This is a genomic window from Pseudomonas koreensis (assembly GCF_025447595.1).
Lineage (GTDB): Bacteria > Pseudomonadota > Gammaproteobacteria > Pseudomonadales > Pseudomonadaceae > Aquipseudomonas > Aquipseudomonas koreensis_H.
The window spans coordinates 1-13,837 of sequence record NZ_JAOEJU010000044.1 but is presented as its reverse complement, the minus strand read 5'-3'; the positions used below and the strand labels follow the sequence as shown (position 1 = coordinate 13,837).

Annotated in this window: 28 protein-coding genes and 1 pseudogene; all 29 read left to right on the top strand. The window is 54.7% G+C overall.

What is annotated here, in order from left to right; genetic code table 11:
• A pseudogene (locus N8H71_RS28555) lies at positions 1–123 on the top strand (hypothetical protein); the annotation flags it as partial.
• A 157-nt stretch (positions 124–280) separates the two neighbouring features.
• Positions 281–592, top strand: a complete 312-nt coding sequence (gene rpsJ, locus N8H71_RS28550; RefSeq protein ID WP_003186070.1) for a 30S ribosomal protein S10 — start codon at positions 281–283, stop codon at positions 590–592.
• 80 nt (positions 593–672) lie between these two features.
• Complete coding sequence (gene rplC / locus N8H71_RS28545; RefSeq protein WP_262196503.1) at positions 673–1,308, top strand: 50S ribosomal protein L3; 636 nt, start codon at positions 673–675, stop codon at positions 1,306–1,308.
• Positions 1,309–1,320: 12 nt separating this feature from the next.
• Positions 1,321–1,923: a 50S ribosomal protein L4 gene (gene rplD / locus N8H71_RS28540; RefSeq protein ID WP_003228735.1), complete on the top strand. Its 603-nt coding sequence runs from the start codon at positions 1,321–1,323 to the stop codon at positions 1,921–1,923.
• Positions 1,920–2,219 (top strand): 50S ribosomal protein L23, encoded by a 300-nt coding sequence (gene rplW, locus N8H71_RS28535; protein WP_002555488.1) that lies wholly within the window; start codon positions 1,920–1,922, stop codon positions 2,217–2,219. The genes rplD and rplW overlap by 4 nt, the downstream gene beginning before the upstream one ends.
• Before the next feature lie 14 nt (positions 2,220–2,233).
• The gene (gene rplB, locus N8H71_RS28530; protein WP_007955640.1) at positions 2,234–3,058 is read left to right on the top strand and encodes a 50S ribosomal protein L2; all 825 of its coding nucleotides are present in this window, start codon (positions 2,234–2,236) and stop codon (positions 3,056–3,058) included.
• A gap of 16 nt (positions 3,059–3,074) precedes the next feature.
• Positions 3,075–3,350 (top strand): 30S ribosomal protein S19, encoded by a 276-nt coding sequence (gene rpsS / locus N8H71_RS28525; protein WP_011336172.1) that lies wholly within the window; start codon positions 3,075–3,077, stop codon positions 3,348–3,350.
• Between the two features lie 11 nt (positions 3,351–3,361).
• Entirely contained in the window at positions 3,362–3,694 is a 333-nt protein-coding gene (gene rplV, locus N8H71_RS28520; RefSeq protein WP_003103908.1) for a 50S ribosomal protein L22, read from the top strand.
• Between the two features lie 13 nt (positions 3,695–3,707).
• Complete coding sequence (gene rpsC, locus N8H71_RS28515; protein ID WP_027982006.1) at positions 3,708–4,394, top strand: 30S ribosomal protein S3; 687 nt, start codon at positions 3,708–3,710, stop codon at positions 4,392–4,394.
• Between the two features lie 12 nt (positions 4,395–4,406).
• The gene (gene rplP / locus N8H71_RS28510) at positions 4,407–4,820 is read left to right on the top strand and encodes a 50S ribosomal protein L16 (RefSeq protein ID WP_003228729.1); all 414 of its coding nucleotides are present in this window, start codon (positions 4,407–4,409) and stop codon (positions 4,818–4,820) included.
• The gene (gene rpmC / locus N8H71_RS28505; protein ID WP_002555481.1) at positions 4,820–5,011 is read left to right on the top strand and encodes a 50S ribosomal protein L29; all 192 of its coding nucleotides are present in this window, start codon (positions 4,820–4,822) and stop codon (positions 5,009–5,011) included. Before rplP ends, rpmC begins: the two co-directional genes overlap by 1 nt.
• A 2-nt stretch (positions 5,012–5,013) precedes the next feature.
• On the top strand, positions 5,014–5,280 hold the full coding sequence (rpsQ, locus tag N8H71_RS28500; protein WP_003194644.1) for a 30S ribosomal protein S17: 267 nt from the start codon (positions 5,014–5,016) through the stop codon (positions 5,278–5,280).
• Between the two features lie 23 nt (positions 5,281–5,303).
• Positions 5,304–5,672, top strand: a complete 369-nt coding sequence (gene rplN, locus N8H71_RS28495) for a 50S ribosomal protein L14 (RefSeq protein ID WP_002555479.1) — start codon at positions 5,304–5,306, stop codon at positions 5,670–5,672.
• A gap of 11 nt (positions 5,673–5,683) precedes the next feature.
• The gene (gene rplX, locus N8H71_RS28490; RefSeq protein WP_003186046.1) at positions 5,684–5,998 is read left to right on the top strand and encodes a 50S ribosomal protein L24; all 315 of its coding nucleotides are present in this window, start codon (positions 5,684–5,686) and stop codon (positions 5,996–5,998) included.
• A gap of 20 nt (positions 5,999–6,018) precedes the next feature.
• Complete coding sequence (gene rplE, locus N8H71_RS28485; protein ID WP_003210069.1) at positions 6,019–6,558, top strand: 50S ribosomal protein L5; 540 nt, start codon at positions 6,019–6,021, stop codon at positions 6,556–6,558.
• A 13-nt stretch (positions 6,559–6,571) separates the two neighbouring features.
• Positions 6,572–6,877, top strand: coding sequence for a 30S ribosomal protein S14 (gene rpsN / locus N8H71_RS28480; RefSeq protein ID WP_007955639.1), 306 nt, complete (start codon positions 6,572–6,574; stop codon positions 6,875–6,877).
• Positions 6,878–7,086: 209 nt separating this feature from the next.
• Positions 7,087–7,479 carry a 30S ribosomal protein S8 gene (gene rpsH, locus N8H71_RS28475; RefSeq protein ID WP_011336171.1) on the top strand — a complete coding sequence of 131 codons (393 nt, stop codon included), beginning with the start codon at positions 7,087–7,089 and terminating at the stop codon, positions 7,477–7,479.
• Positions 7,480–7,491: 12 nt separating this feature from the next.
• On the top strand, positions 7,492–8,025 hold the full coding sequence (gene rplF / locus N8H71_RS28470) for a 50S ribosomal protein L6 (protein ID WP_011336170.1): 534 nt from the start codon (positions 7,492–7,494) through the stop codon (positions 8,023–8,025).
• Positions 8,026–8,035: 10 nt separating this feature from the next.
• The gene (gene rplR, locus N8H71_RS28465) at positions 8,036–8,386 is read left to right on the top strand and encodes a 50S ribosomal protein L18 (protein WP_003186037.1); all 351 of its coding nucleotides are present in this window, start codon (positions 8,036–8,038) and stop codon (positions 8,384–8,386) included.
• A 3-nt stretch (positions 8,387–8,389) separates the two neighbouring features.
• Positions 8,390–8,890 carry a 30S ribosomal protein S5 gene (rpsE, locus tag N8H71_RS28460; protein ID WP_007955637.1) on the top strand — a complete coding sequence of 167 codons (501 nt, stop codon included), beginning with the start codon at positions 8,390–8,392 and terminating at the stop codon, positions 8,888–8,890.
• A gap of 2 nt (positions 8,891–8,892) precedes the next feature.
• Positions 8,893–9,069 carry a 50S ribosomal protein L30 gene (gene rpmD / locus N8H71_RS28455; protein WP_003176408.1) on the top strand — a complete coding sequence of 59 codons (177 nt, stop codon included), beginning with the start codon at positions 8,893–8,895 and terminating at the stop codon, positions 9,067–9,069.
• A gap of 3 nt (positions 9,070–9,072) precedes the next feature.
• On the top strand, positions 9,073–9,510 hold the full coding sequence (rplO, locus tag N8H71_RS28450) for a 50S ribosomal protein L15 (protein WP_003228720.1): 438 nt from the start codon (positions 9,073–9,075) through the stop codon (positions 9,508–9,510).
• The gene (gene secY, locus N8H71_RS28445) at positions 9,511–10,839 is read left to right on the top strand and encodes a preprotein translocase subunit SecY (RefSeq protein WP_003228718.1); all 1,329 of its coding nucleotides are present in this window, start codon (positions 9,511–9,513) and stop codon (positions 10,837–10,839) included. It begins immediately after the preceding gene.
• Between the two features lie 27 nt (positions 10,840–10,866).
• Positions 10,867–10,983 (top strand): 50S ribosomal protein L36, encoded by a 117-nt coding sequence (gene rpmJ / locus N8H71_RS28440; protein WP_002555468.1) that lies wholly within the window; start codon positions 10,867–10,869, stop codon positions 10,981–10,983.
• Between the two features lie 130 nt (positions 10,984–11,113).
• Positions 11,114–11,470 carry a 30S ribosomal protein S13 gene (gene rpsM / locus N8H71_RS28435; protein WP_009045849.1) on the top strand — a complete coding sequence of 119 codons (357 nt, stop codon included), beginning with the start codon at positions 11,114–11,116 and terminating at the stop codon, positions 11,468–11,470.
• 30 nt (positions 11,471–11,500) lie between these two features.
• Positions 11,501–11,890 (top strand): 30S ribosomal protein S11, encoded by a 390-nt coding sequence (rpsK, locus tag N8H71_RS28430; protein WP_002555466.1) that lies wholly within the window; start codon positions 11,501–11,503, stop codon positions 11,888–11,890.
• Between the two features lie 18 nt (positions 11,891–11,908).
• The gene (gene rpsD / locus N8H71_RS28425; RefSeq protein WP_011336168.1) at positions 11,909–12,529 is read left to right on the top strand and encodes a 30S ribosomal protein S4; all 621 of its coding nucleotides are present in this window, start codon (positions 11,909–11,911) and stop codon (positions 12,527–12,529) included.
• Positions 12,530–12,555: 26 nt separating this feature from the next.
• Complete coding sequence (locus N8H71_RS28420; protein ID WP_003186012.1) at positions 12,556–13,557, top strand: DNA-directed RNA polymerase subunit alpha; 1,002 nt, start codon at positions 12,556–12,558, stop codon at positions 13,555–13,557.
• Between the two features lie 42 nt (positions 13,558–13,599).
• Positions 13,600–13,837 (top strand): 50S ribosomal protein L17 (gene rplQ / locus N8H71_RS28415; protein ID WP_262196502.1); only part of this gene is annotated, 238 nt, incomplete at its 3' end.

Here is a 13,837-nt window from a genome sequence, read left to right as displayed (position 1 = left end):
GACAACATTCAGATGACTGTTACCCTGATCAAAACCATCGCGATGGAAGACGGTCTGCGTTTCGCAATCCGTGAAGGTGGCCGTACCGTTGGTGCTGGCGTCGTAGCTAAAATCATCGAGTGATCTCTTTGTTGAGCCAGCTTTGATGAGTTGAAAAAGCCCCCGCTTAGCGGGGGCTTTTTTATTGGGTTGACACCTATCTGGGGCGTCTATAGAATTGCGCCTCCTTTTAACGGGCGTATTGCGCCCGGTGGGAATAGCAGCCGGAGTCTGAAATCCAATGCAAAATCAGCAAATCCGTATCAGGTTGAAGGCTTTTGACCATCGCCTGATCGACCAATCAACCCAGGAAATCGTGGAAACCGCGAAACGTACTGGTGCTCAAGTGCGTGGTCCAATTCCACTACCTACCCGTAAAGAGCGGTTTACCGTTCTGGTTTCCCCGCACGTCAACAAAGACGCGCGTGACCAGTACGAAATCCGCACTCATAAGCGCGTTCTGGACATCGTCCAGCCAACGGATAAAACCGTTGATGCACTTATGAAGCTTGATCTTGCGGCCGGTGTGGAAGTGCAGATCAGCCTCGGCTAAGACTCGGTCTTGGTCGTGTAACGCTCTGAAATGGGCGGCCATAGCGGGTGAAAGCCCCGTACACTCATGAGGTTTACAACATGACTATTGGTGTAGTCGGTCGTAAAGCGGGTATGACCCGTATTTTCACCGAAGAAGGTGTCTCCATTCCGGTCACGGTCATTGAGATCGAGCCGAATCGCGTCACCCAGTTCAAATCTGAAGAAACCGATGGCTATCGTGCAGTGCAAGTCACTGTCGGCGAGCGTCGTGCTTCCCGTGTAACAGCTGCTCAGGCTGGCCACTTTGCCAAGGCGAATGTTGCCGCTGGTCGTACCGTAATGGAATTCCGCCTTGAAGAAGGCGAGTACCAGGCCGGCGATCTGATCAACGCTGAAATCTTCGCTGCTGGTCAACTGGTTGATGTAACCGGTCAGTCCAAAGGTAAAGGCTTCCAGGGTACGATCAAGCGTTGGAATTTCCGCGGGCAAGATAATACCCACGGTAACTCCGTATCCCACCGCGTCCCAGGCTCTATCGGCCAGTGCCAGACTCCTGGTCGTGTATTCAAGGGCAAAAAAATGTCCGGTCATATGGGCGCTGAGCGCGTGACCGTGCAGTCCCTGGAAGTAGTGCGCGTGGACGCTGAACGCAATCTGTTGCTGGTCAAGGGTGCTGTTCCTGGCGCTACTGGCGGCAACCTGGTTGTACGTCCAGCAGCCAAGGCTCGCGGTTAAGGGGAAGCTGACATGCAATTAAATGTAAATGACGCTCAAGCGATCGAAGTTTCCGAACTGACATTTGGCGGCGAGTTCAACGAGACGCTGGTTCACCAAGCAGTCGTGGCCTACATGGCCGGCGGCCGTCAAGGTAGCAAGCAGCAAAAGACCCGTTCCGACGTTCGTGGTGGCGGTAAGCGCCCATGGCGTCAGAAAGGTACTGGCCGTGCTCGTGCCGGTACTATCCGTAGCCCAATCTGGCGCGGCGGCGGCACCACTTTCGCAGCTCGTCCACAGGATCACTCCCAGAAGCTGAACAAGAAGATGTACCGCGCAGCAATGCGTTCCATCCTTGCTGAGCTGGTGCGTACTGATCGTCTGGTCGTGGTTCAGGATTTCGCTGTTGAAACTCCGAAAACCAAAGACCTGCTGGGCAAACTGAACAACATGAGCCTGACCGACGTTCTGATCGTGTCGGACGCTGTTGATCAGAACCTGTACCTGGCTGCTCGTAACCTGCCACACGTTGATGTACGTGACGTGCAAGGTTCCGATCCAGTTAGTCTGATCGCATACGACAAGGTGTTGATCACCGTGTCGGCCGTGAAGAAATTCGAGGAGCTGCTGGGATGAACCAGGAACGCGTATTTAAAGTTCTGCTTGGCCCGCACGTTTCCGAGAAGGCTACGGTTCTGGCAGACAAGAAAGGCCAGTTCGTTTTCAAGGTTGCTACTGATGCAACCAAGCTGGAAATCAAGAAGGCCGTCGAAAGCCTGTTCAGCGTGAAAGTTGAGCGTGTTACTACCCTGAACGTTCTGGGTAAGAGCAAGCGCACCGCTCGCGGTCTGGGCAAGCGTAATGACTGGAAGAAGGCAGTTATCTCCCTTCAGCCAGGCCAAGATCTCGATTTCAGCAGCAGTGCTGAGTAAGGAAGGGGTGCATCATGGCAATCGTTAAATGCAAACCGACTTCCCCTGGCCGCCGTTTTGTGGTCAAGGTGGTCAACCAGGAGCTGCATAAAGGCGCTCCTCACGCACCGCTGCTCGAGAAAAAATCGAAGTCTGGTGGTCGTAACAATAATGGCCGTATTACCACTCGTCACATCGGTGGTGGTCATAAGCAGCATTACCGTATGGTCGATTTCCGTCGCAACGACAAAGATGGCATCGTCGCCACTGTCGAGCGTATCGAATACGATCCAAACCGTACTGCTCACATCGCACTGCTCTGCTACGCAGACGGCGAACGCCGCTACATCATCGCCCCTAAAGGCGTGAGTGCTGGCGACACGCTGATCGCGGGTGCCCTGGCTCCAATCAAGCCAGGTAACGCTCTGCAACTGCGCAACATTCCAGTCGGTTCTACCGTACACGGCATCGAACTGAAGCCAGGTAAAGGCGCACAGATCGCTCGTTCCGCTGGTGCTTCGGCTCAGCTGATCGCTCGTGAAGGCGTTTACGTGACCCTGCGTCTGCGTTCCGGTGAAATGCGTAAAGTACTGGCTGAGTGCCGTGCGACCCTGGGCGAAGTCTCGAACTCCGAGCACAGCCTGCGTTCGCTGGGTAAGGCTGGTGCCAAGCGCTGGCGTGGCGTTCGCCCAACCGTTCGTGGTGTTGCCATGAACCCGGTTGACCACCCACATGGTGGTGGTGAAGGTCGTACCTCTGGTGGTCGTCATCCGGTATCGCCATGGGGCTTCCCGACTAAGGGCGCGAAGACTCGTGGTAATAAGCGTACCGACAAAATGATCGTCCGTCGTCGCAAGTAAATAGAGGGATACGACAGTGCCACGTTCTCTGAAAAAAGGTCCTTTTATTGATCTTCACCTACTGAAGAAGATCGAAGTGGCGGCGGAAAAGAACGATCGCAAACCAATTAAGACTTGGTCGCGTCGTTCGATGATCCTGCCACAAATGGTCGGTCTGACCATCGCAGTACACAACGGTCGTCAGCACGTCCCAGTTCTCGTTAACGAAGACATGGTCGGCCACAAACTGGGCGAGTTCGCCGGTACCCGCAACTATCGCGGGCACGTGGCAGACAAGAAAGCCAAGCGTTAAGGGGTAAGGAAATGGAAGTAGCCGCTAAGTTGTCGGGCGCTCGAATCTCCGCCCAGAAAGCCCGCTTGGTCGCCGACCAGATCCGCGGGAAGAAGGTGGGCGAAGCGCTCAACCTGTTGGCTTTCAGCAGTAAGAAAGCCGCCGAGATCATGAAAAAAGTGCTGGAGTCGGCCGTAGCCAACGCCGAGCATAACGAAGGCGCAGACGTTGATGACCTGAAGGTCAGCACTGTTTTCGTCAACGAAGGGCGTTCGCTGAAGCGCATCATGCCACGTGCCAAAGGCCGTGCTGATCGCATCGTCAAGCGGTCTTGCCATATCACTGTCAAGGTTGCTGACAAGTAACGGAGTCGAAGAGATGGGTCAGAAAGTACATCCCATTGGCATTCGCCTGGGAATCGTCAAGGAGCACACCTCCGTCTGGTACGCAGACGGTCGGACTTATGCGGACTACTTGTTCGCTGATCTGAAGGTGCGTGAATACCTCCAAGACAAACTAAAAAGCGCGTCCGTAAGCCGTATCGATATCCATCGTCCGGCCCAAACTGCACGCATCACCATCCACACCGCTCGTCCAGGTATCGTTATCGGGAAGAAAGGTGAAGATGTTGAGAAACTGCGTCAGGACCTGACCAAGCAAATGGGTGTGCCTGTGCACATCAATATCGAAGAGATCCGCAAGCCGGAACTCGACGGTATGCTGGTTGCGCAGAGCGTAGCTCAGCAGCTGGAGCGTCGTGTAATGTTCCGTCGCGCCATGAAGCGCGCTGTACAGAACGCCATGCGCATTGGTGCCAAGGGCATCAAAATCCAAGTGAGTGGTCGTCTCGGCGGTGCTGAAATCGCACGTACTGAATGGTATCGCGAAGGTCGTGTGCCACTGCACACCCTGCGTGCCGATATCGACTATGCCACCTACGAAGCTCACACCACTTACGGTGTGATCGGTGTGAAGGTTTGGATCTTCAAAGGCGAAGTGATTGGTGGTCGCCAAGAAGAACTGAAACCACAAGCGCCAGCGCCTCGTAAAAAAGCTGCTAAGTAAGGGGTACGCAAAATGTTGCAACCAAAGCGTACGAAGTTCCGCAAGCAGATGACCGGTCACAACCGTGGTCTGGCACTGCGCGGTAGCAAAGTCAGCTTCGGCGAGTTCGCGCTGAAGTCTGTTGCTCGTGGTCGTCTCACCGCTCGTCAGATCGAGTCGGCACGTCGTGCTTTGACCCGTCACGTAAAACGTGGCGGCAAGATCTGGATCCGTGTATTCCCGGACAAGCCTATTTCCAAGAAGCCACTCGAAGTTCGGATGGGTAAAGGTAAGGGTAACGTCGAATACTGGGTTGCCCAGATTCAGCCAGGCAAAGTCCTGTATGAAATCGAGGGTGTTTCTGAAGAGCTGGCGCGTGAGGCTTTCGCCCTGGCTGCTGCAAAGCTGCCGCTCGCCACCTCCTTTGTTAAACGGACGGTGATGTGATGAAAGCGAATGAACTTCGTGAAAAATCCGCACAGCAGCTGAACGAGCAACTGCTCGGCTTGCTGCGCGACCAGTTCAATCTGCGCATGCAGAAAGCAACTGGCCAGTTGGGGCAGTCTCATCTGCTCTCGCAAGTTAAGCGTGACATCGCTCGCGTGAAGACTGTGCTCAACCAGCAGGCAGGTAAGTAATCATGGCTGAAGCCGAAAAAACTGTCCGTACGCTGACTGGCCGTGTTGTCAGCGACAAGATGGACAAAACCATCACCGTTCTGATCGAGCGTCGCGTTAAGCACCCGATCTACGGTAAATACGTTAAGCGTTCGACTAAGCTGCACGCGCACGACGAAACCAATCAGTGCCACATCGGCGACAAGGTCACTATTCGTGAAACTCGTCCGATGGCCAAGACCAAGTCTTGGGCGCTGGTTGATGTTCTCGAACGCGCTGTGGAAGTCTAAGGGCTAGGGGTCGGAGAAATTATATGATTCAGACTCAATCCATGCTCGATGTGGCCGATAACAGCGGCGCTCGCCGCGTTATGTGCATCAAGGTGCTGGGTGGCTCCCATCGTCGTTACGCTGGTATCGGTGACATCATCAAGGTTACCGTGAAGGAAGCAATTCCTCGCGGTAAAGTGAAAAAAGGCCAAGTGATGACTGCTGTTGTAGTCCGCACTCGTCACGGCGTACGTCGTGCTGATGGCTCCATTATCCGCTTTGATGGCAACGCTGCTGTTCTTCTGAACAACAAGCAAGAGCCGATCGGCACCCGTATCTTTGGGCCAGTGACCCGTGAACTTCGTACCGAGAAGTTCATGAAGATCGTCTCGCTCGCCCCAGAAGTGCTGTAAGGAGATCCGACATGCAAAAGATTCGTCGTGACGACGAGATCATCGTGATCGCCGGCAAAGACAAAGGTAAGCGCGGTAAGGTGCTGAAGGTTCTTGCTGACAACCGTCTGGTTGTTGGTGGTCTGAACCTGGTCAAGCGTCATACCAAGCCTAACCCGATGTCGGGCGTACAGGGCGGTATCGTCGAGAAAGAAGCGCCACTGCACGCTTCCAACGTCGCCATCTTCAACGGCGAAACCAACAAGGCTGACCGCGTTGGTTTCAAAGTAGAAGACGGTAAGAAAATTCGTGTCTTCAAGTCGACCCAAAAAGCGGTTGATGCTTGAACACTGCTAGGTAGAAGACCATGGCACGACTAAAAGAGATTTACCGGAAGGAAATCGCACCGAAACTTAAGGAAGAACTTAAGCTTTCGAACGTGATGGAAGTTCCGCGCGTTACCAAAATCACCCTGAACATGGGTCTGGGCGAAGCGATCGGCGACAAAAAAGTCATCGAGCACGCTGTTGCTGACCTGGAAAAGATCACCGGCCAGAAAGTCGTTGTGACCTACGCTCGCAAATCCATCGCTGGCTTTAAAGTCCGTGAAGGTTGGCCGATCGGCGTCAAAGTGACCCTGCGCCGCGAGCGTATGTACGAGTTCCTGGATCGTCTGCTGTCGATCTCCCTGCCTCGGGTTCGCGACTTCCGCGGCCTGAATGCCAAGTCCTTCGATGGTCGTGGCAACTACAGCATGGGCGTGAAAGAGCAGATCATTTTCCCGGAAATCGACTACGACAAGATCGATGCTCTCCGCGGTCTGGACATTACCCTGACCACCACTGCCAAGAACGATGACGAAGGCCGCGCTCTGCTGCGTGCTTTCAAATTCCCGTTCCGCAACTGATTGGAGTAGGAAAATGGCCAAGAAGAGCATGAAAAACCGTGAGCTGAAGCGTCAGCTCACCGTTGCCAAGTACGCCGTCAAGCGTGCAGCGCTGAAAGCTATCATCGTTGATCTGAACGCAAGTCCAGAAGCGCGTTGGGAAGCTACCGTAGCTCTGCAGAAGCAACCACGTGACGCAAGCGCTTCGCGCATGCGTAACCGTTGCCGCCTGACTGGTCGTCCGCACGGCGTTTACCGCAAGTTCGGCCTGGGCCGTAACAAACTGCGTGAAGCTGCAATGCGTGGTGACGTTCCAGGTCTGGTTAAAGCCAGCTGGTAATTGCTGTCAAAGCCTTGGTGGTCGGGGTCGTAAGAACCTGACCATCGGTGGCCTTGAACTTGAATCAAGCCCCTTTTGGGGCTTGATTCATTTCTGGGGTATGTCTAGAATGACCGGCTCGCCTGAGCCCGTGTTTTTTATGCCCGGAATTTCTCGGCGACAAGTAGTAGCCGCAAGGCTAATTTTTCTGTATTAGGAGCGTCTAGCCCATGAGTATGCAGGACCCGTTAGCGGACATGCTAACTCGAATCCGTAATGCCCAGATGGCTGAAAAGTCCGTCGTAAGCATGCCGTCTTCCACGTTGAAGGTGGCTGTAGCAAAAGTCCTGAAGGACGAAGGTTACATCGCGGGTTATCAGATCAGCAGCGAAACCAAACCACTGCTGTCCATCGAGCTGAAATACTTCGAAGGCCGTCCGGTCATCGAGGAAGTGAAGCGCGTTAGCCGTCCAGGCCTGCGTCAGTACAAGTCCGTCGAAGAACTGCCGAAAGTACGTGGCGGTCTCGGTGTGTCTATCGTCTCCACCAACAAAGGTGTGATGACTGATCGTGCTGCGCGCGCTGCCGGTGTCGGCGGCGAAGTTCTTTGCACTGTGTTCTAAGGGGGGATAAGCATGTCTCGCGTCGCTAAGAACCCCGTTAAGCTGCCAGCCGGTGTCGAAGTAAAATTCGCAGGCCAACAGCTTTCGGTGAAGGGTGCCAAGGGTACTCTTGAACTGAACGTCCATTCGTCCGTTGAAGTCGTTGAAGAAGCCGGTGAGCTGCGTTTTGCTGCTCGCAATGGCGATCAACAGACTCGCGCAATGGCCGGTACCACTCGTGCGTTGGTAAACAACATGGTCCAGGGCGTAAGCCAAGGCTTCGAGCGCAAGCTCCAGCTGGTCGGTGTTGGTTACAAGGCGCAAGCAAAAGGTCAGGTGCTGAACCTGGCTCTTGGCTTCTCGCACCCAGTGGATTACGAACTGCCGGAAGGCATCACCGCTGAGACTCCTAGCCAGACCGATATCCTGATCAAGGGCATCGACAAGCAGCTGGTAGGTCAAGTGGCCGCCGAGATCCGCGACTTCCGTCCACCAGAGCCGTACAAAGGCAAAGGTGTGCGCTACGCGGACGAAGTCGTCCGTCGTAAAGAAGCCAAGAAGAAGTAGGGCATAGCAAATGACCGACAAAAAAGTTACTCGACTGCGTCGCGCTCGCAAAGCACGCCTGAAAATGCACGAACTCGAAGTCGTGCGTCTCTGCGTGTTCCGCTCTTCGCAGCACATCTACGCCCAGGTCATTTCGGCCGACGGCAACAAAGTCCTGGCAAGCGCCTCGACTTTGGATAAAGAACTGCGTGATGGCGCCACTGGCAACATCGACGCGGCCACTAAGGTTGGCCAGCTGGTCGCTACGCGTGCTAAGGCCGCTGGCGTCTCGCAGGTGGCTTTCGACCGCTCTGGCTTCAAGTACCACGGCCGCGTTAAAGCGCTGGCTGATGCTGCTCGTGAAGCTGGGCTGGAGTTCTAAGTTATGTCAAATAACGACCAAAAGCGCGACGAAGGCTACATCGAGAAGCTGGTTCAAGTTAACCGCGTAGCCAAAACCGTTAAAGGCGGCCGTATCTTCACTTTCACCGCGTTGACCGTGGTTGGTGATGGTAAAGGCCGTGTTGGCTTCGGCCGTGGCAAGTCGCGTGAAGTGCCTGCTGCGATCCAGAAGGCAATGGAAGCTGCTCGCCGCAACATGATCCAGGTTGATCTGAACGGCACCACGCTGCAGTACGCAATGAAGTCTGCCCATGGCGCTTCGAAGGTGTACATGCAGCCTGCTTCTGAAGGTACCGGTATCATCGCTGGCGGCGCTATGCGTGCCGTCCTCGAAGTTGCTGGTGTTCAGAACGTTCTGGCCAAGTGCTACGGCTCGACTAACCCTGTAAACGTGGTTCACGCCACTTTCAAGGGTCTGAAAGCCATGCAATCTCCTGAATCCATTGCAGCCAAGCGTGGCCTGCGTGTTGAGGAGATCAAGTAATCATGGCTACCGTTAAAGTTACGCTGATCAAAAGCATGACCGGCCGCATCCCTAACCACAAACTGTGCGTTAAGGGTCTGGGTCTGCGTCGCATCGGTCACACTGTAGAAGTCCAGGATACTCCCGAGAATCGCGGGATGATCAACAAGGCTTACTACATGCTGCGTGTCGAGGGTTAATCGATGAAACTCAATGATCTGAGTCCAGCGCCGGGTTCCCGTCGCGAAAAACATCGTCCGGGCCGTGGTATCGGTAGTGGTTTGGGTAAGACTGGTGGCCGTGGTCACAAAGGTCAGACTTCCCGCTCCGGTGGCACCATTGCTCCAGGCTTTGAAGGCGGTCAACAGCCGCTGCATCGTCGCCTGCCGAAGTTCGGTTTCGTTTCCCTGAAAGCCATGGATCGCGCAGAAGTGCGTCTGTCCGAGCTGGCTAAAGTGGAAGGCGACATCGTCACCGTGCAGTCCCTGAAAGATGCCAACGTGATCAACGTCAACGTACAGCGTGTGAAAATCATGCTGTCCGGTGAAGTGACTCGCGCTGTCACTATCGGCAAGGGAATCGGCGCCACCAAAGGTGCGCGTGCGGCTATCGAAGCAGCTGGCGGCAAGTTCGAGGAATAAATGGCTAAGCAAGGTGCTCTCTCTGCGCTCGGCAAAGGCGGTATGTCTGAACTCTGGGCTCGTCTGCGTTTTCTGTTCCTGGCGATTATCGTCTACCGAATAGGCGCACACATCCCGGTTCCAGGTATCAACCCGGACCGACTCGCGGACCTGTTTCGACAGAATGAGGGGACCATTCTTAGCTTGTTCAACATGTTTTCCGGCGGCGCGCTGGAGCGGATGAGCATTTTTGCACTGGGGATCATGCCGTACATTTCGGCATCGATCATCATGCAACTGATGACCGCCGTCAGCCCGCAGCTGGAGCAGTTGAAGAAGGAAGGTGAAGCTGGCCGTCGCAAGATCAGCCAGTACACCCGCTACGGCACCGTCGTCCTCGCTCTCGTCCAGGCCATTGGCATGTCCATTGGTCTGGCAGGGCAGGGCGTTGCGTTCACTGGTGACTTTGGCTTCCATTTCGTCGCGGTTTCCACGTTTGTGGCTGGCGCGATGTTCATGATGTGGCTGGGTGAGCAGATTACTGAGCGTGGTGTAGGTAACGGTATCTCGATGTTGATTTTTTCGGGTATCGTCGCCGGTCTTCCGAGAGCAATCGGGCAGTCTTTCGAGTCTGCGCGTCAGGGTGATATCAATATCTTCGCTCTGGTTGCCATCGGTTTGCTGGCAGTAGCGATTATCGGTTTCGTGGTGTTCATTGAGCGTGGTCAGCGTCGTATCGCTGTTCACTACGCCAAGCGTCAGCAAGGCCGCAAGGTTTTTGCTGCGCAGACAAGCCACTTGCCGCTGAAGGTGAACATGGCCGGTGTTATTCCGGCTATTTTCGCGAGCAGCATTTTGCTGTTTCCGGCTTCGTTGGGTGCCTGGTTCGGTCAGTCTGAAGGTATGGGCTGGTTGCAGGACATCTCGCAGTCGATCGCTCCTGGTCAGCCGTTGAATATTCTGCTGTTTAGTGCAGGGATTATTTTCTTCTGCTTCTTCTATACGGCGTTGATGTTCAATCCGAAAGACGTAGCGGAGAACCTGAAGAAGTCCGGTGCCTTTATTCCGGGTATCCGTCCAGGTGAGCAGTCAGCGCGCTATATTGATGGCGTTTTGACTCGCTTGACCATGTTCGGTGCTCTTTACATGACGGCCGTATGCTTGTTGCCCCAATTCCTGGTGGTTGCAGCAAACGTACCGTTCTACCTTGGCGGGACCTCGTTGCTGATCGTGGTCGTGGTTGTGATGGACTTCATGTCCCAAGTACAATCGCACCTCGTTTCGCACCAGTACGAATCCCTGATGAAGAAAGCCAACCTGAAGGGTTACGGCAGCGGCATGTTGCGCTGAGTACCCATAAGGTTCGAGGAGTTGGTGATGAAAGTTCGTGCATCGGTGAAAAAGCTGTGCCGTAACTGCAAGATTATTCGCCGCGAAGGTGTTGTTCGAGTAATTTGCAGCGCGGAACCGCGTCACAAACAGCGCCAAGGCTGAGTGTGATTGTGCTTCAAGCCCGGTAGCTAGTGCGCTACCGGGTTGATTATTTGTTATTACAGCGATATTATCTCGCGCCCTATTTCTTGGCTTCCGGGGCGTAGGTAGCTGTCAATTGGAGTCCCACTGAATGGCCCGTATTGCAGGCGTTAACATTCCAGATAACAAGCATACTGTTATCTCGCTGACCTACATCTATGGTGTCGGTCGCACCACTGCACAGAAGATCTGTGCAGAGACTGGGGTAAACCCAGCCGCAAAGATCAAGGATCTGAGCGACGAGCAGATTGAACAGCTGCGTGGCGAAGTGGCGAAGTTCACCACTGAAGGTGACCTGCGTCGCGAAATCAACATGAAAATCAAGCGCTTGATGGACCTCGGTTGCTATCGCGGTCTGCGTCATCGTCGTGGTCTGCCAGTACGCGGTCAGCGTACCAAGACCAACGCGCGTACCCGTAAAGGTCCGCGTAAGCCGATCCGCAAGTAATCGCCCCAGCGAATCGACAGGAATTTAATCATGGCAAAACCTGCTGCTCGTCCTCGTAAAAAAGTTAAAAAGACAGTGGTTGATGGCATCGCCCACATCCATGCCTCTTTTAACAACACCATCGTGACCATCACCGACCGTCAAGGTAACGCTCTTTCCTGGGCTACCTCCGGTGGTTCGGGTTTCCGCGGTTCCCGCAAGTCCACCCCGTTCGCTGCTCAAGTAGCTGCTGAGCGTGCTGGTCAAGCTGCGCTGGAATACGGCCTGAAAAACCTCGACGTGAACGTCAAGGGCCCAGGTCCAGGTCGTGAATCCGCAGTCCGCGCTTTGAACGGCTGTGGCTACAAGATCGCCAGCATCACCGACGTGACGCCAATCCCGCACAACGGGTGCCGTCCGCCGAAGAAGCGCCGCGTGTAATCCAGGAGATTGTAAAGAATGGCTCGTTACATTGGTCCAAAATGCAAACTCGCTCGTCGCGAAGGCACCGATCTCTTCCTGAAGAGCGGCGTGCGCGCGATCGAATCGAAGTGCAACATTGAAGCAGCACCTGGTATCCACGGCCAACGCCGCGGTCGCCAGTCCGACTACGGCACCCAACTGCGTGAAAAGCAGAAGGTCCGTCGTATCTACGGCGTTCTCGAGCGTCAGTTCAGCGGCTACTATAAAGCTGCTGCAAGCAAGAAAGGTGCAACCGGTGAGAACCTGCTGCAACTGCTCGAATGCCGTCTGGACAACGTTGTATACCGTATGGGCTTCGGTTCGACTCGTGCCGAATCCCGTCAGCTGGTATCGCACAAGTCGATCAGCGTTAACGGTCAGACCGTAAACGTTCCGTCCTACCAGGTTCGTGCTGGTGACGTGGTTGCTGTTCGCGAGAAGGCAAAGAACCAGCTTCGCATTGTCCAAGCTCTTGAGCTGTGCGCCCAACGTGGTCGCGTAGAATGGGTAGAGGTAGATGCTGAGAAGAAGTCGGGCGTTTTCAAGAACGTTCCTGCTCGCAGTGATCTGTCCGCCGACATCAACGAAAGCCTGATTGTCGAGCTCTACTCCAAGTAAGTAAGGGCTAGAAAATAGGTGCATCCATGCAGATTTCGGTAAATGAGTTCCTGACACCCCGTCACATTGACGTGCAGGTTGTCAGTCCAACCCGCGCCAAGATCACTCTCGAGCCTCTCGAGCGTGGTTTTGGCCACACCCTGGGCAACGCGCTGCGCCGCATCCTGTTGTCCTCAATGCCCGGCTGCGCAGTAGTCGAGGCCGAGATTGACGGTGTGCTCCACGAGTACAGCGCCATCGAAGGTGTACAGGAAGACGTAATTGAAATCCTGTTGAACCTTAAAGGTCTGGCCATCAAGCTGCACGGTCGTGACGAAGTTACGCTGACCTTGTCGAAGAAGGGTTCGGGGGTGGTTACCGCTGCCGATATTCAGCTGGATCATGATGTCGAGATCGTTAATCCCGATCACGTAATCGCTAACCTGGCGTCTAACGGCGCCCTGAACATGAAGCTCACCGTAGCTCGTGGTCGTGGTTATGAACCAGCCGACTCGCGTCAGAGCGATGAAGACGAAAGCCGCAGCATCGGTCGCTTGCAGCTTGACTCTTCGTTCAGCCCGGTTCGCCGTATCGCTTACGTGGTGGAAAACGCCCGTGTCGAGCAGCGTACCAACCTGGACAAGCTGGTTATTGATCTGGAAACCAACGGTACTCTGGATCCTGAAGAGGCTATCCGTCGCGCTGCAACCATCCTGCAACAGCAGTTGGCTGCGTTCGTCGACCTCAAGGGTGACAGTGAGCCAGTGGTTGTCGAGCAGGAAGACGAGATCGATCCGATCCTGCTTCGCCCGGTTGACGATCTGGAACTGACTGTACGTTCGGCTAACTGCCTTAAGGCGGAAAACATCTATTACATCGGTGACCTGATTCAGCGCACCGAAGTAGAGCTGTTGAAGACTCCGAACCTGGGCAAGAAATCCTTGACTGAAATCAAGGACGTTCTGGCCTCCCGCGGTCTGTCCCTCGGCATGCGCCTCGACAACTGGCCGCCTGCAAGTCTTAAGAAGGACGACAAGGCGACTGCCTGATCGTCGTAATCACCGAACGTAGTGTTTGGTAAGGAATGAACCATGCGTCATCGTAAAAGTGGTCGCCACCTGAGCCGCACCAGCTCGCACCGCAAGGCCATGTTCCAAAACATGGCAGTGTCGCTGTTCGAGCACGAGCTGATCAAAACTACTCTGCCAAAAGCCAAAGAACTGCGCCGCGTTGCCGAGCCGCTGATCACTCTGGCCAAGACAGACAGCGTTGCTAACCGTCGTCTGGCTTTCGACCGTACTCGTTCGAAAGCTATCGTTGGTAAGCTCT

Excerpts from the sequence above, each read along its gene's own strand:
- rplX (WP_003186046.1), top strand. The coding sequence starts at position 5,684 with ATGCAAAAGATTCGTCGTGACGACGAGATCATCGTGATCGCCGGCAAA.
- rplV (WP_003103908.1), top strand. The coding sequence starts at position 3,362 with ATGGAAGTAGCCGCTAAGTTGTCGGGCGCTCGAATCTCCGCCCAGAAA.
- rpsM (WP_009045849.1), top strand. The coding sequence starts at position 11,114 with ATGGCCCGTATTGCAGGCGTTAACATTCCAGATAACAAGCATACTGTT.
- rpmC (WP_002555481.1), top strand. The coding sequence starts at position 4,820 with ATGAAAGCGAATGAACTTCGTGAAAAATCCGCACAGCAGCTGAACGAG.
- rpsC (WP_027982006.1), top strand. The coding sequence starts at position 3,708 with ATGGGTCAGAAAGTACATCCCATTGGCATTCGCCTGGGAATCGTCAAG.
- rpsD (WP_011336168.1), top strand. The coding sequence starts at position 11,909 with ATGGCTCGTTACATTGGTCCAAAATGCAAACTCGCTCGTCGCGAAGGC.
- secY (WP_003228718.1), top strand. The coding sequence starts at position 9,511 with ATGGCTAAGCAAGGTGCTCTCTCTGCGCTCGGCAAAGGCGGTATGTCT.
- rplD (WP_003228735.1), top strand. The coding sequence starts at position 1,321 with ATGCAATTAAATGTAAATGACGCTCAAGCGATCGAAGTTTCCGAACTG.
- rplO (WP_003228720.1), top strand. The coding sequence starts at position 9,073 with ATGAAACTCAATGATCTGAGTCCAGCGCCGGGTTCCCGTCGCGAAAAA.
- rpsQ (WP_003194644.1), top strand. The coding sequence starts at position 5,014 with ATGGCTGAAGCCGAAAAAACTGTCCGTACGCTGACTGGCCGTGTTGTC.
- rpsH (WP_011336171.1), top strand. The coding sequence starts at position 7,087 with ATGAGTATGCAGGACCCGTTAGCGGACATGCTAACTCGAATCCGTAAT.
- rplE (WP_003210069.1), top strand. The coding sequence starts at position 6,019 with ATGGCACGACTAAAAGAGATTTACCGGAAGGAAATCGCACCGAAACTT.
- rpsN (WP_007955639.1), top strand. The coding sequence starts at position 6,572 with ATGGCCAAGAAGAGCATGAAAAACCGTGAGCTGAAGCGTCAGCTCACC.
- rpsE (WP_007955637.1), top strand. The coding sequence starts at position 8,390 with ATGTCAAATAACGACCAAAAGCGCGACGAAGGCTACATCGAGAAGCTG.
- rplF (WP_011336170.1), top strand. The coding sequence starts at position 7,492 with ATGTCTCGCGTCGCTAAGAACCCCGTTAAGCTGCCAGCCGGTGTCGAA.
- rplC (WP_262196503.1), top strand. The coding sequence starts at position 673 with ATGACTATTGGTGTAGTCGGTCGTAAAGCGGGTATGACCCGTATTTTC.
- rpsJ (WP_003186070.1), top strand. The coding sequence starts at position 281 with ATGCAAAATCAGCAAATCCGTATCAGGTTGAAGGCTTTTGACCATCGC.
- rplB (WP_007955640.1), top strand. The coding sequence starts at position 2,234 with ATGGCAATCGTTAAATGCAAACCGACTTCCCCTGGCCGCCGTTTTGTG.
- rplN (WP_002555479.1), top strand. The coding sequence starts at position 5,304 with ATGATTCAGACTCAATCCATGCTCGATGTGGCCGATAACAGCGGCGCT.
- rplR (WP_003186037.1), top strand. The coding sequence starts at position 8,036 with ATGACCGACAAAAAAGTTACTCGACTGCGTCGCGCTCGCAAAGCACGC.
- rpsK (WP_002555466.1), top strand. The coding sequence starts at position 11,501 with ATGGCAAAACCTGCTGCTCGTCCTCGTAAAAAAGTTAAAAAGACAGTG.
- rplW (WP_002555488.1), top strand. The coding sequence starts at position 1,920 with ATGAACCAGGAACGCGTATTTAAAGTTCTGCTTGGCCCGCACGTTTCC.
- rplP (WP_003228729.1), top strand. The coding sequence starts at position 4,407 with ATGTTGCAACCAAAGCGTACGAAGTTCCGCAAGCAGATGACCGGTCAC.
- N8H71_RS28420 (WP_003186012.1), top strand. The coding sequence starts at position 12,556 with ATGCAGATTTCGGTAAATGAGTTCCTGACACCCCGTCACATTGACGTG.
- rpmJ (WP_002555468.1), top strand. The coding sequence starts at position 10,867 with ATGAAAGTTCGTGCATCGGTGAAAAAGCTGTGCCGTAACTGCAAGATT.
- rpmD (WP_003176408.1), top strand. The coding sequence starts at position 8,893 with ATGGCTACCGTTAAAGTTACGCTGATCAAAAGCATGACCGGCCGCATC.